This window comes from Burkholderia sp. HI2761 (assembly GCF_002223355.1).
In the GTDB taxonomy this organism is placed as follows: domain Bacteria; phylum Pseudomonadota; class Gammaproteobacteria; order Burkholderiales; family Burkholderiaceae; genus Burkholderia.
This window is the reverse complement of the sequence record NZ_NKFN01000004.1, coordinates 94221-108337: the sequence shown is the minus strand read 5'-3', so window position 1 is coordinate 108337 and position 14117 is coordinate 94221. Positions and strand designations below refer to the sequence as shown.

The window sequence follows — 14117 nt, the reverse complement described above, 5'->3', positions numbered from 1 at the left end:
TCGTTTGCGCCGCACGACGAAAAAGGCACGTGCCGCGCATCGCGGGCGTGCCTTTTTGCCAAGGGTGCCGCGGCCGGCGCGACGCGCTGACGCCGCACCGTCACGCGGCCTCGTTCGCGAAATCGATCAGCACCTTCATCGCCCGCTGGCGATCGCCCGCCAGTTCGAACGCGAGGTTCGCGTCGCGCATCGGGAACACGCGCGTGACGGCCGGCCGCAGGTCGACGCGCCCCGCGTTGATCAGCTGCACGGCCAGCGCGAATTCCGCATGAAAGCGGAACGAGCCGCAGATCGACAACTCCTTCGCGACCACGACGTTCTGCGGCAGGCTCACGTCGCCGCCGAGCCCGAGCTGCACGACGACGCCGCGCGGACGCATCACGTCCAGCCCGTCGCGCAGCGCGCGCGCATTGCCCGAACACTCGATCATCACGTCGAACGTGCCCTTGTCGGCGCCGTACCGTTCGACCCAGCCGGCATCGGCCGCCGCGTTGATCGTGCGGTCCGCGCCGAGCGCGCGCGCCACTTCCAGCGGCGCGTCGACGACGTCGGTCGCGACGATCTCCGCCGCGCCGTGCACGCGCGCCGCCGCGACCGCCAGCACGCCGATCGGCCCGCAGCCCGACACGAGCACGCGCTTGCCGATCAGCGAGCCCGCGCGCGACACCGCATGCAGCCCGACCGCGAACGGCTCGGCGAGCGCCGCGAGCGACAGCGGCACGTGATCGGCGACCTTCACGCACTGCGCCGCGTCGCACACGAGCGCGTTGCGGAACGCACCCTGCACGTGCGGCATCCGCATCGCGCTGCCGTAGAAGCGCATGTCGAGACACTGGTTCGGCAGCCCTTCGAGACAGTAGCGGCACGCGCCGCACGGCCGGCTCGGATTGACCGCGACGCGATCGCCGGCCTTCACCGACGTCACGTCCGGCGCCACTTCCGCGACCGTGCCGGCGACCTCGTGGCCGAGCACCATCGGCTGCTGCAGCCGGATCGCGCCGAAGCCGCCATGCCGGAAGTAATGCAGATCGGAGCCGCAGATGCCGCCCATCGCGACGTCGACACGCACCTGGCCCGGGCCGATCTCGCCCGCGTCCTGCTCCTCGACCCGCAGGTCGTTCGGCCCGTGGATCACGACACACATGCAACGCATACGCATGACACGCTCCTTGTCAGACGGCACTGGTCAGCCCGCCATCCACGAACAGCGTCTGGCCGTTCACGAAATCGGACGCGGCCGACGCGAGGAAGATCGCCGCGCCGCACAGCTCGTCGACCTGCCCCCAGCGGCCGGCCGGCGTGCGCTTGCACAGCCAGTCCGAAAACGCCGCATCGTCGACCAGCGCGCGATTCAGTTCGGTTTCGAAATAGCCGGGCGCGAGGCCGTTCGCCTGGATGCCGTGGCGCGCCCAGTCGGCGCACATCCCTTTGGTCAGCATCCGCACCGCGCCCTTGGTCGCCGCATACGGTGCGATCGTCGGCCGCGCGAGTTCGCTCTGCACCGAACAGATGTTGATGATCTTCCCGCGGCCGCGCGCGATCATGTGCCGCGCGACGGCCTGCGCGACGTTGAACACGCCGTCGAGATTCACGCGCATCAGTGCATGCCAGTCGTCCGGGTCGAATGCATCGAGCGGCGCGCGGCGCTGGATGCCCGCGTTGTTCACGAGGATGTCGATCGCGCCGACGCGCGTCTCGACATCGTCGATCGCCGCGCGCACCTGCGCGTGCTCGGTCACGTCGAACACCGCATGGTCGGCCGCGAAGCCTTCGTCGCGGAAACGGCGCGCGAGCGTCGCGGCCTTCTCCTCATTGCGATCGTTGATGACGATTGCCGCACCGGCCTCCGCGAGCCCGCGGGCGAGCGTCAGCCCGATCCCGCGGCCGGAACCGGTAATCAGTGCGCGGCGGCCGTCGAGGCGGAACCGGTCAAGCGCGTTAGTCATGAATGTCTCCTCGTGCCGGTCGAGCCGGCTGCCCGTCGCGGCCGGTCTCGCGTCGACGCTATCTTCCGCTGCAACCGGGTGCTCCGCCAATGGTCTTTCTTGATCCGGTTATCATGAAAACTGATTACCGCCCTCTCGTGTCCGCCGCCCATGGAACTCAAGCAATTACGCGCCTTCGTCACGCTCGCGGAAGAGCTGCATTTCGGGCGCGCCGCGCAGCGCCTGTGCATCGTGCAGCCGGCGCTGAGCATGCAGATCAAGGCGCTCGAGGCGCAACTCGGCGCGCGCCTGTTCGAGCGCGACCGGCACAAGGTCGAACTGAGCGACACGGGGTGCGTGTTCCTGCCGGAAGCGCGGGCGACGCTGCAGCAGGCCGCACGCGCGGAACAGATGGCGCGACTGTCGAGCCGCGGCGAAATCGGCACGCTGCGGATCGCGTTCGTGTCGTCGGTATTGCCGGCGCTGCTGCCGGCCGTGCTGCGCACGATGCGCGAGCGCTATCCATTGATCGCGCTCGAACTGAAGGACATGCCGACGCCCGACCAGATCGCCGCGCTGCGCGAGCGCCGGATCGACTTCGGAATGATCCGGCTGCCGGCCGCGTATCCGGGCATCGCCCTACGTGTGGTGCTCGAGGAAGGCTTCGTCGTCGCGCTGCCGCTCGACCATCCGCTGGCCGCGCACGATGCGATTTCGCCCACCGCATTGCGCGGCCACCCCGCGTTCGTGCTCGCGCGCCGCTACGCGCCCGGCTTTCACGACGACATGCTGCTCGCATTGAGCCGCGCGGGCACGACGCTCGAGATCGCGCAGGAGTTCGGCGAATTCACGACGATGCTCGCGCTCGTCGCGGCGGGAATGGGGATCGGGCTGATCCCGGCGCAGGCGGCCAGCGCGCTGCCGCCGAACGTGCTCGCGCGGCCGCTCGATCTGGCCGGTCACCGCAGCGGCATCGGGCTCGCGTGGACCGATCTCGACAGCCCGCTGAAGCGGGCGTTCGTCGATGCGATCGAGCAGGTTGCGTTCGCGCCGCCGGACGCGCATTGGGAGGCGCGATGACGCGCATGCTTCACGACTTCGCGTCGAGATGACGCCCCGAACGGCGCGTGCTGTCGAGGCACCTCCCGACGGCGAGACACGAATTGCGCCGATCAATCGTCGCGCAGGTCGCCCCGCTTGACCCAGCGGATCACGTCGCTGCCGCGCGCGAAGTAATCGATCTGAACCCAATCGCCTTGCCTCGCGAGCACGGCGACGACGTCGCCGCTCACGACATAGGCCTTGCTCCGTGAGGAATCCCGCGCAGTCGCATAGAGCGGCGCCCGCTTGCTAGCGACCGTCGCGAAGCCGATCCAGTTTCGACTCGACTTGAACGTCAGGATATCCCCGCTTTCGATCGTCGGCACTTCACAATTGGGCAGATCGCCGTCGACTCGCACGTTCCATACGCCGCGATTGCCCGGCGAAACACTTATCCGCCCACCCCGCTCACCCGCAAAATACGTGGTGAGACCGACCGCACCACTCTTCTCCGCCCCCCCTTTCAGCAGGAAACGGCAAGTCGGATCCCGATCCGGATTGTTCACGGCCGGCGCCGTGAACGGGTTGTCGAAGTAGCCGGCCACCGCCCCGTTGTCGACCGCGACATAGACCTTTCGGTAGTCAAGCTGCGTACCCGGCACGCTACGCAATTCGTAGACACCCGCGCGCAATTCGTCGGCGCCTGCGCACCCCGCCGCCATCAAAGCAAATGCCGTCGCCCATCCCAACAAGAGTCGCTTCATTACTTTCCCTTTTTCTTGTCGGCATCCGCCTTTTCGAATGCGTCGAAATTGTGCTTCATCTTGCCGTCGTAGTCGTTTTCCTTGTAGGTCGGACCATTGTAGCGAGAGGCAAACGTGGAGAAATCCTCGTTCTTCGCAGCCTTCACCAGTACCGGATCGGCCTTGACGAAACTCACGAATCCCTTGAGGTGCGCACGCTCCGATTTAGACATGTCCTTGACCATCGCCTGCACGCTGCCATAGCCGAGCGTCTTGTAGTTGGCACCCATGATCTGGAACGCCCCCCACGAACACGCCTGCAACGCGGCTGATGCGTCAAGGCGGTATGCCTTGCGCAAGCGGCGATAGCTGAGCGAACCATATGTGTCGCGATCCTTCGTCAACACCCCTTCGTCTAGCAATTGCCGCGCAGTCTCCGCCTCCTTCGCGTGCTCCTTGTCCTTTTTCTTGTCGTAGCGCACCCAGACGTCGACGTCATGCATCTGCCCGTCTTCACCCTTGAGCTTCATCGTCTTCTTGATGTACTTCGTGTTGAGGCGGTAATAGCCGACCGGGTAGGACAGATCCGGGTTGGTGTCCCAATGCTTGCCGCCGGACAGCCTGTAGAAATAGTGGCGCTCGTAAAGGATCTTCGGCACGATTCGCCCGTCGACCTTGGTGAAACTGCCGCCGCCCACCTCGGTCTGGTGAACGGCCTTGATCACATTGACTTTGCAGCCGATTTCCTTCGCGGCATCCTCGAAATCCTTCTCGGTGATCGGATCACCCGTATACTTGTCGAGGAATTCGTCCAGCGACGCGTCGTCGCTCGTGACATTGAGATCGGGTGCCCCGCCCGGATCGCTGGTCTGCTTCTTCTTGACGCCCTTGTCCGGCCCGAACGACGAATCGGTCTGATCGCCCGACGGCGACGCTTTGCCAGCAGGCTTCGGCGGTTTGCGCTCACCGTCCGCGCCCTGAGGATGCGGATGGGTTTCCGTCGAGATCTTGAGACGTGGGCTCACAAGCGTCACCAGCTTGTTCGCCTCCTCGGCAACCGTTTCATAGACCTTCTTCCATTCGCCATTCAGCTTCTGAAAGAATATCTCGACGGTCTGACCTTCGAAATCCGGCCAGAACTCCGCGAGCCGGCCGCCCTTGGTCGTGCGCCCGGACACCTCCTTGTCAGCGCTACGGATCTTGTAAGGGGCATCTGGCAGTGGGTTATGCTCCGCATCGAGTGTATGGGTATCTATCTTCCCAGCCTTCTTCGGGATCTTCAGTCGCTGTCCCGGCCGCAGTGTCCGCGCGTCGTGGATCTCGTTGAGCCGGGCAATCTCTTTCCAAGGTACGCCTTTCTTTTGCCCGATCGCGCTCAGCGTGTCGTTCGGTTGAACCGTGTAGATGGAGGGATCATCGGTCATGGGGATTCCCGCAGACATGCATCATTTCGCCTGGAGTCATTGCTTGCTCGAGGGGCCCGACGTCACCCGCTCGAGAAAGGTATGACCGGGTCCGTAGACCGAGCTCGTAATCGAATAGGCGACCTTCGGCTCGACCGGCCGACCTGCCTGATCGACCGAAACGGTCTCGATTTCGACGACGGGAATACACCACGCGGCCTGATCCCGCGCGACGGAATGGCCGTCCGCATCGCTGCAGCGAAAGACGAACGACTCCGGCAATTCGGCGGCCTTCCAGGTCTCCGTCGAACCGTTCCATGCGTACTTCACGGAGATCAAACCAGGATGAGGCGCGTGCGGATCCTGCGCCCCCGGCGGAAATGGCTTTGACATGCTGCTTGCTCCCAATGCACCTGACGCACAACCGCACGCCAGCAACGTGGACACGATGACGGCCGCCGACGTGCGGCAGAAATTATTTGGCGATCTTGTCGAAATATTCATAACGGGCGGGGTAGCGTTTTCGTCCTTCCTGCTCGCAAGGCGTGCCTTTGCTGGACCAGTACATGTTGGCGGATTCGGCGAAATCCTCTGTCGGATTGCTGGCGCCATACAGCGACGGTGCCTTGCCATCCTTCGCGATCGCGTCCAGATACGACTTCTTCAACGCATCATCCTTCCAAAGCGTCTCGCTCCACAGATGGCCCGTTTCGTGAATCATCGTACTGTCGATGTACTCCTGCGGAATCGCCTTCCAGTCCTTCCACGGATAAAATGCGACGCCCTGATTGATACTCGCAGTCGCCGCCGAAGAGAAGTCCGGCTTGTTGTAGATCTTCTGCCAGACGGCATCCTGCGGGTTCGGCGCAGGATTGATCGACACGCGACTCAACTGCTCGAGCTGTTTCGGCGGCGTGGCTTCCAGCGCTTTCGCAATAGCGTTCTGGTCCGGTAATGCGGTACCCGCAGGCGCACCGTCGTTGGGCACCAGAATATCGAATGGATGGTCGTTGACTTTCGCCCGATACAGGGTCGCCTTTCTCTCGCCGCCACCGGGAAAGCTGAATTTCGTCTCCTTGCCGGGCTCGAGCGAAACCACGTTCTTTTTCGTATAGAAATCACGCGGCGCATCGATGCGGCCCTTCGTCCCGTCAAGGTAAGAGCAGTCAGGCATCGCAGGCGCTGGCCCAGGCGCTAGCGAAGCGGATGCCACCTCCACTTCCTCGCTGCTCAACCACTCGTCTTTCTCGATCCAGATGTGGACCGGCTCCGACTCGCGCGTAAAGAATCGTTCGCCTTGGCCGAACCGGTCAGTCACGCCACGCGCGATCACCGTGCCGGTGGCTGTCGTCACATAATAGGGCGTGTGCGCCCACAGGTGCGTTGCACCGTCCGAATCGGCAATGGCGTCGAGGCCCGACAAATCGAGCCGGTTGCTGAATTGCTTCATGTCAGCCGGGATCGGCAGCGATGTCAGCGGATACGAGCGTTGAGCCGGACCGCTGAATGCATGCGTACTACCCTTAACGTCTATCTTGCCCGGCGCATGAATCTGGATATTCCCTCCCGCGATTCGTATGTAGGCGCCGCCAGATGTCAGCAGGATTTCCTTCTCCGCGGCCATTTCGACCTTTTCGGTCGCCGACAACAACTTGACGCTCTTTTGCGCGGTCAGTTCGATGTTGTCCGAATGCGCCTGAATCTCGACCTTGCCCTTGCCAGCGAACAGCTTCATCCCCGCACCCTGCACGAACAGACTGATCTTTTCCGTCACGCTCGCGAGCAGCGAGCGCCCGGCGGCGATATGCATGCTTTGGCCGGTCACGACATTGACGTGTCGATCGGCATTGATCTGCGCGGATTGCTGAGTGGACAAACCGATGCCTGCTGGACTCCCGAATAGCATCACCGGCTCCTTGAACACATTGGCGCTACCCATCCCGCCGCCCGCCGTCCGTCCGCCCGAGGCCAGTCCCGACTCGCTTTGCTGAGTCCAGTCCACAAATGACTTGAGCGCATCACGGCCTGAGCTCAGGTTTTCCGCGTGCTGCTGGGCACTGACCTCCGACAACGCCTCCATCAGACTGTCGGCATTGGCGAGCTGCTGTTGCGTCTCGCGCGCATCCAGTACCTGGCTGTTTGACTGCTTCGGATGCGTGCTCACGTAAAGTCCACGACTTGCCCGCACCGCACCATAGCGGTCGGTTTTCAAGTCAAAGCCGCTACCAAGATACGCCCCCCGCGAATTGCCGCTCTGATCAATCAGGTAGCCGAGATGCAGCATGCTGTTCCCGGTACTGCTCATCAGTTGCACACGGTTCTGCCCAGTTGCGTCGTCCATCACCATCTGGTTGAACCCGCTGCCGGAATACTCCTTCGATCGGTATCCCGACAGAATGCCGTTGCTGTGCCACTGCGGCCGAGCTGCTCCGTTATACACGCGGGCGATGGCCAGCGGTCGGTCGCAATCGCCCCCAATGTGACTGACAAGCACCTCTTCGCCAACACGGGGAATATGCACACCACCGTAGCCCCCCCCGGTATCGGACTGAACCACACGCAACCAGCATGATGCCCCGTGGTCGCCTGGATTGATTCGATCCCAGATGAACATCACGCGGATTCGGTTCAGTTCGTCGGTATAAACTTCTTCGCCTTTCGGCCCGACAACGATCGCCGTCTCAAGATGCATCGTCGGCTTCTCATGCTCGAACGGACTGCGATACGGAATGCTCGCTCGCTGTGCTTCGACCTCAACGAGATAACAGCCGACGGAGCCGTCCGCATGCGGAACCTGGACCGCAGCTGCGTCTGACCGGTTCGCACGCACCGCGGCGATCTCCCGTTGCAGACCATGCGGGAAATTCAACGAGCTGCTTACCGGCAGATTATTCTCAATCCACCACGCGACCTCGATCGCCGCAAAATCCCGGTGGCTGGGCGAATCGCCATCGTGGGCGGGATGGTCCGCCAGCGTAAATCGCCGACCTGCGTCGATTGCACGAACCCCGCCGACGCCATGAAAGCGCTTTGCACGGGATTCCTGCTCCTCCATGCGGATCCTCGTCAACTGGTCGCCCCGCTGCTGCTCGAAGTATGTGTACGGACCCGTGTATTCGTAGACTTCGAGTTGACCAGGCAAATCGCCCTGATTCCCGACCGTTGGCAACATCGTGCCCTTCGGATTCATCGGTGTGGCAGGGTTTTTGTAATCGAACGTGCGGGTTGTCAGGGAAACGCTTTGCAACGTCCGTGTGCCGGCCCACTGGGTGAAGGCGTCAACCGCTCCACCCGTGCCAGCCCGAGAGAACGAGATCACCTCGGGCGACAGCTTCGGAAACGTGTCCATCCGATCCGTGATGACCAGCGTGTGCGACTTGCCGTCGTCAGCCTGCTCCCAGTAGCCAAACAACCCTTCGGTCTCCAGCAGCCGGTGCACGAAGTTCCAGTCGGTTTCGCTCTGACGGGTGTATGAGCGGTTCGACGAGGGTTGCGACAGCTCGAACCTGAAATGGCCGCGCGCCTCAGGATGCTCGTTCAGCACATCGGACACAATGTCCTCGATCGACCTGTCGATCCAGATCTTCTGATCCCGGCGGAACCTCAGCACGTGCATCCAGGCTTGCAACGTGATCTGATAGGTTGTCAGCCCTCCGTCAGCGCCGAGGCGGCGGGCCGTGTACACGTACCCATTGACGGCGCGATACGATCGGTCGGCCTGTTGAATCCACAATGTGACGGGCTGGGCAATCAGCTTCTTCAGCTCAATACTGCCGTTCAGCGACAACACGTCGAGCGTAAACGAGTAGTCTCGGCCGATCTTCGACCGGCCGACGGCACGCTGAACTACCAGGGTATTCGCCCCCAACGGGGTATCGAGCTTCAGCAATCGATCCTGCTGAATCACTCCGCCACGAATCGCGGCGATGATGTCACGCGTTTGCATGGCATGCCCTTCGTTATTATTACAGCGCTTCGGATAGCGTCTGACGAACGTCGGCGATTGTAACCTGTCTCTCAGAAGGGTAGAAAAATGTCATCGAGCACGCGCGCTGATGCGCACCATCGGTTCGAAGTCGTGAAGCGCATGGCCTGCGGCTATGTTCACAGCGCCTGCCGGTTCCCAAAATCGATGACGCCTGTTCCGGCAATTCACACCAGACGATAAAAAAACCCGGCCGGGAAGCCCCGGGCCGGGTTCGTTCGCCACGCCGGCCGCCTTCCAGCGGCCGCGCGACGTGCGGGATTACTTCGCGTTCGCGAATGCGACAGCCGTATCCAGCATGCGGTTCGAGAAACCCCACTCGTTGTCGTACCAGCTCGACACCTTCACAAGGCGGCCCGACACCTTGGTCAGCGTTGCGTCGAACGTCGACGAAGCCGGGTTGTGGTTGAAGTCGATCGACACCAGCGGTGCGTCGTTGTAGCCGAGGATGCCCTTCAGCGTGCCTTCCGACGCTTCCTTCATGATCGCGTTGACTTCCTCGACCGTCGTGTCGCGCTTCGCGATGAACGACAGGTCGACGATCGACACGTTGATCGTCGGGACGCGGATCGCGTAGCCGTCGAGCTTGCCGTTCAGTTCCGGCAGCACCAGGCCGACGGCGGAAGCCGCACCCGTCTTCGTCGGGATCTGGCTGTGCGTGGCCGAACGCGCGCGGCGCAGGTCTTCGTGATAGACGTCCGTCAGCACCTGGTCGTTCGTGTACGCGTGGATCGTCGTCATCAGGCCGGTTTCGAGGCCGATTCGGTCGTTCAGCGGCTTGACGAGCGGCGCGAGGCAGTTCGTCGTGCACGATGCGTTCGAGATGACCGTGTGCTCGGCCTTCAGCACGTTGTGGTTCACGCCGTAGACGATCGTCGCGTCGACGTCCTTGCCGCCCGGCGCCGAGATGATCACCTTCTTCGCGCCGCCCTTCAGGTGCGCGCTCGCCTTTTCCTTCGTCGTGAAGAAGCCCGTGCATTCCATCACGACGTCGACGCCCAGCTCGCCCCACGGCAGTTCGGCCGGGTTGCGGTTCGCCAGCACGCGGATCTTGTCGCCGTTCACGACAAGGTAGTCGCCGTCGACCGACACTTCGCCCGGGAACTTGCCGTGCGCGGTGTCGTACTGGGTCAGGTGCGCGTTGGTCTTCGCATCGCCCAGATCGTTGATCGCGACGATCTCGAGATCGTGCTTCTTGCCGTTTTCATAAAACGCGCGCAGCGTGTTGCGGCCGATACGGCCGTAGCCGTTGATTGCGACGCGAATCGTCATGGTCTATCTCCTGATGGCTGAAAAAATTCGGTTCGTGCAGCTTCACGGTGCGACGCGCGCAACGGGTGGCGCGCGTCGCGTATGCTTTCAGGCCAGCACGGCCTTCGCGGTTTCGACGACGTGCTCGACGGTGAAGCCGAAGTACTTGAACAGCACGCCGGCCGGCGCCGATTCGCCGAACGTGTCGATCCCGACGACGCCGCCGTCGAGGCCGACGTACTTGTGCCAGAAGCTCGTCACGCCCGCTTCGATCGCGACGCGGCGCACGCCGTGCGGCAGCACGCGTTCGCGGTATTCGGCGTCCTGGCGGTCGAACACGTTGGTCGACGGCATCGACACGACGCGTGCCGCGATGCCCTGCTGCGCGAGCGGCTCGACGGCCTTCATCGCGAGTTCGACTTCCGAGCCCGTCGCGATCAGGATGATCTTGCGCGCGACGATTTCCTCGTCCCAGTCCTTCAGCACGTAACCGCCCTTCTCGATGTTGGCGATCTGCGCATCGGTACGCGGGTTGAATGCGAGGTTCTGGCGGCTGAAGATCAGGCTCGACGGACGGTCTGCGGCAATCGCGCGGGTCCAGGCGACGGCCGTCTCGACCGTGTCGGCCGGGCGCCAGACGTCGTGGTTCGGGATCAGACGCAGGCTCGACACGTGCTCGATCGACTGGTGCGTCGGGCCGTCTTCGCCGAGGCCGATCGAGTCGTGCGTGAACACGAAGATCGACGGCAGCTTCATCAGCGCGGCCACGCGCAGCGCGTTGCGGCTGTAGTCGGAGAACGTCAGGAACGTGCCGCCGAACGGCTTGTGGCCGCCGTGCAGCGCGAGGCCGTTGATCGCGGCGCTCATGCCGAATTCGCGCACGCCGTAGTTGATGTGGTTGCCGAGCAGCACGCCCGCGCCTTCCGGATTCGCGCGCACGGCCTTCGACGCCTTCCAGTTGGTCAGGTTCGAGCCGGTCAGGTCGGCCGAGCCGCCGAGCAGCTCGGGCAGCGCGGCGGCCAGCCCTTCGATCGCCTGCTGCGACGCCTTGCGGGTCGCGACCGTCTCGGCGCGCTCGTTCGCGCCGGCGATGATCGCGGCAGCCTTCTCGGCCCAGTCGGCCGGCAGCTTGTTGGCCATCCGGCGCTCGAATTCGGCGGCTTCTGCCGGGAACTTCGCGCGATAGGCCGCGAACGTCGCGTCCCATTCGGTCTCGGCGCGCTTGCCGGCTTCCTTCGCGTCCCATGCCGCATAGACTTCCTGCGGAATCACGAACGGCTCCCACTTCCAGCCGAGCGCTTCGCGCGTCTTCGCGATTTCTTCCGCGCCGAGCGCGGCGCCGTGCACGTCGTGGCCGCCGGCCTTGGTCGCCGCGCCCTTGCCGATCACCGTCTTGCAGCAGATCAGCGTCGGCTTGTCCGACAGCTTCGCCTTCGCGATGGCCGCGTCGACCGCGTCGACGTCATGGCCGTTCACGTTCGGGATCACGTTCCAGCCGTAGGCTTCGAAGCGCTTCGGGGTATCGTCGTGGAACCAGTTGACGACGTCGCCGTCGATCGAGATGCCGTTGTCGTCGTACAGCGCGATCAGCTTGTTCAGCTTCAGCGTGCCGGCGAGCGAGCAGGCTTCGTGCGAGATGCCTTCCATCAGGCAGCCGTCGCCGAGGAACACGTACGTGTGGTGATCGACGATCTTCGCGCCGTCACGGTTGAACTCGTCGGCCATCAGCGCTTCGCCGAGCGCCATGCCGACCGCGTTCGCCAGCCCCTGACCGAGCGGGCCGGTGGTCGTCTCGACGCCCGGCGTGATCCCGTATTCCGGATGGCCCGGCGTCTTCGAGTGCAGCTGGCGGAAGTTCTTCAGCTCCTCGATCGGCAGGTCGTAGCCGGTCAGGTGCAGCAGCGAGTACAGCAGCATCGAGCCATGGCCGTTCGACAGCACGAAACGGTCGCGGTCGGCCCAGTGCGGGTTCGTCGGATTGTGCTTCAGATGGCGCGACCAGAGCGCGACGCCGATTTCGGCCATGCCCATCGGCATGCCGGGGTGGCCGGAGTTCGCTTGCTGGACGGCGTCCATCGCGAGCGCACGGATCGCGTTGGCCATCAGGGTGGTGGAGGCGGGAGACGAAGTCGTCATGTCGAGTCCGGAGAACGAGTCGAGGAAACGGGAGCACGGCGGCATCCGGAAGCTCGAGCGTCAATCGTTCCCGGCGCGCGGTGCGGCGCCTGACGGACGCGAAGCGGACGGAGCCTACGGACGGGGCTGCAAAGCTCGTCATTTTAACAGATGGGCCGGCATTTCCCTTGTCGGCGCATGGTGTTCCGGCACGGTTTTCCGCGAAACCGCCCGCCTCCTATAATTCAGGCGTCGGAACTGCCTGCCCCAGCGGCCTGCCCGTGAGCACCACCCTTCTCTTTCACCCGACGCCCGACGCCACCTACGGCTTCCCGAATGCCCGGCGGCTCGCGCACGTCGCGTCCCCGCACCAGCGGATCGAAGTCTGGGAAACCCCGCAGCTCGGCCGCCTGTTCACGCTGGACGGCCGACCGATGACGTCGGTCGGCGACGAATACGTCTATCACGAGTGCATGACGCACCCGGCCGCGCTCGCGCATCCGTCGCCGCGCAAGGCGCTCGTGCTCGGCGGCGGCGACGGCGGCGCGGCGCGCCAGTTGCTCAAGCACGCGTGCATCGAGCGGATCGTGATCGCCGAACTCGACGACGAGGTGGTCGGGATGGCGCGCCGCTATCTCGACGACGTGCACCAGGGCGCGCTCGACGACCCGCGTGTCGAGGTCGTGATCGGCGACGCCGCGCATTTCGTCGATTCGACGGTCGAACATTTCGATCTCGTCGTGTTCGACCTCACGCCGCCCGATTCGCCGGCGGCCGGCCTCTACACGCGCGCGTTCTACACGCGACTCAAGCGGATCCTCACGCGCTGCGGCGCGATCTCGATGCATCTCGGCTCGCCGGTGTTCCATGCCGCACGCATCGTCGCGCTGCTCGGCGACCTGCGCGCGAGCTTCGCGGTCGTCGATCCGCTGTCCGCGCACGTGCCGCTGTACGGCTCGCAGTGGCTGATGGCGATCGCGAGCGACACGCTCGATGCGGCCGCACTGTTCTCGCACGACGTCGACGAACGGCTCGTGGCCCGCCGGGTCGACGGCTTGCGCTACTACGATGCACGGCTGCATGCGTCCCTCTTTGCCCTGCCTCGCGCGCTGCGCGATACACTGGGCGTTCGCCGCTGAACCTCCGGACGGCCGCAACGTTCCGTTGTTCCAGCATGAGACCGGCGCAGGCGCCGACGCGCCGACACTGCAACAGGAGATTTCATGACCGATCCACGTCCGGCCAACGTGCCTTGGTTGACACCCTACCTGGCCGTACGCAACGCGCGCGCGGCCATCGATTTCTTCCAGGCCGCATTCGGCTTCACGGTGCGCGACATGCACGACGAGGACGGCGCGATCATGCACGTCGAGATGGCCTATCGCGGCCAGCTGATCGTGATGTTCGCGCCCGAAGGCGCGTTCGGCTCGCCCGCGCTCACGCCGAAGCGCGCGAACGCCACCGCGCCGCAATCGTTTTATCTGTATGTCGACGACGTCGACGCCACCTGGCAGCGCGCGCTCGATGCGGGCGCGAAATCGCTGAGCGCGCCGCAGGATCAGTTCTGGGGCGACCGGTTCGCGCAGATCGAGGATCTCGACGGCTACCGCTGGGCGCTCGGGTGCCGTCTCGACGCATGACCGAAACCCCCACA

General features: G+C 64.1%; 10 protein-coding genes and 1 pseudogene. 3 read left to right on the top strand and 8 right to left on the bottom strand.

Going from position 1 to position 14117, the window contains the following annotated elements:
- Positions 1-100 precede the first annotated feature (100 nt).
- A complete protein-coding gene (locus CFB46_RS07055; protein WP_089499615.1) occupies positions 101-1159 on the bottom strand; it encodes an L-idonate 5-dehydrogenase in 1059 nt (352 codons plus the stop codon).
- A 13-nt stretch (positions 1160-1172) separates the two neighbouring features.
- Entirely contained in the window at positions 1173-1946 is a 774-nt protein-coding gene (locus tag CFB46_RS07050) for an SDR family NAD(P)-dependent oxidoreductase (protein WP_089500364.1), read from the bottom strand.
- A gap of 150 nt (positions 1947-2096) precedes the next feature.
- Between CFB46_RS07050 and CFB46_RS07045 the strand changes: the two genes are divergently transcribed.
- Entirely contained in the window at positions 2097-3005 is a 909-nt protein-coding gene (locus CFB46_RS07045; RefSeq protein ID WP_089499614.1) for a LysR family transcriptional regulator, read from the top strand.
- A gap of 92 nt (positions 3006-3097) precedes the next feature.
- On the opposite strand, the gene CFB46_RS07040 is transcribed toward CFB46_RS07045, so the two are convergent.
- The 6 genes and pseudogenes from CFB46_RS07040 to tkt form a co-directional block, all read right to left on the bottom strand.
- On the bottom strand, positions 3098-3730 hold the full coding sequence (locus CFB46_RS07040) for a hypothetical protein (protein WP_089499613.1): 633 nt from the start codon (positions 3728-3730) through the stop codon (positions 3098-3100).
- Positions 3730-5133, bottom strand: a complete 1404-nt coding sequence (locus CFB46_RS07035; RefSeq protein ID WP_179235048.1) for a LysM peptidoglycan-binding domain-containing protein — start codon at positions 5131-5133, stop codon at positions 3730-3732. The genes CFB46_RS07040 and CFB46_RS07035 overlap by 1 nt, the downstream gene beginning before the upstream one ends.
- Before the next feature lie 36 nt (positions 5134-5169).
- Positions 5170-5505, bottom strand: a complete 336-nt coding sequence (locus CFB46_RS07030) for a hypothetical protein (protein WP_143751593.1) — start codon at positions 5503-5505, stop codon at positions 5170-5172.
- 1075 nt (positions 5506-6580) lie between these two features.
- Positions 6581-9058: pseudogene (locus CFB46_RS07025) on the bottom strand (type VI secretion system Vgr family protein); the annotation flags it as partial.
- Between the two features lie 300 nt (positions 9059-9358).
- Positions 9359-10369: a type I glyceraldehyde-3-phosphate dehydrogenase gene (gene gap / locus CFB46_RS07020; RefSeq protein ID WP_027783524.1), complete on the bottom strand. Its 1011-nt coding sequence runs from the start codon at positions 10367-10369 to the stop codon at positions 9359-9361.
- An 87-nt stretch (positions 10370-10456) separates the two neighbouring features.
- Positions 10457-12529, bottom strand: a complete 2073-nt coding sequence (gene tkt / locus CFB46_RS07015; RefSeq protein ID WP_089499609.1) for a transketolase — start codon at positions 12527-12529, stop codon at positions 10457-10459.
- 215 nt (positions 12530-12744) lie between these two features.
- Between tkt and speE the strand changes: the two genes are divergently transcribed.
- Both speE and CFB46_RS07005 read left to right on the top strand, forming a co-directional pair.
- Positions 12745-13602, top strand: a complete 858-nt coding sequence (gene speE, locus CFB46_RS07010) for a polyamine aminopropyltransferase (RefSeq protein WP_089499608.1) — start codon at positions 12745-12747, stop codon at positions 13600-13602.
- A gap of 84 nt (positions 13603-13686) precedes the next feature.
- Entirely contained in the window at positions 13687-14103 is a 417-nt protein-coding gene (locus tag CFB46_RS07005; RefSeq protein ID WP_027783521.1) for a VOC family protein, read from the top strand.
- Positions 14104-14117 lie beyond the last annotated feature (14 nt).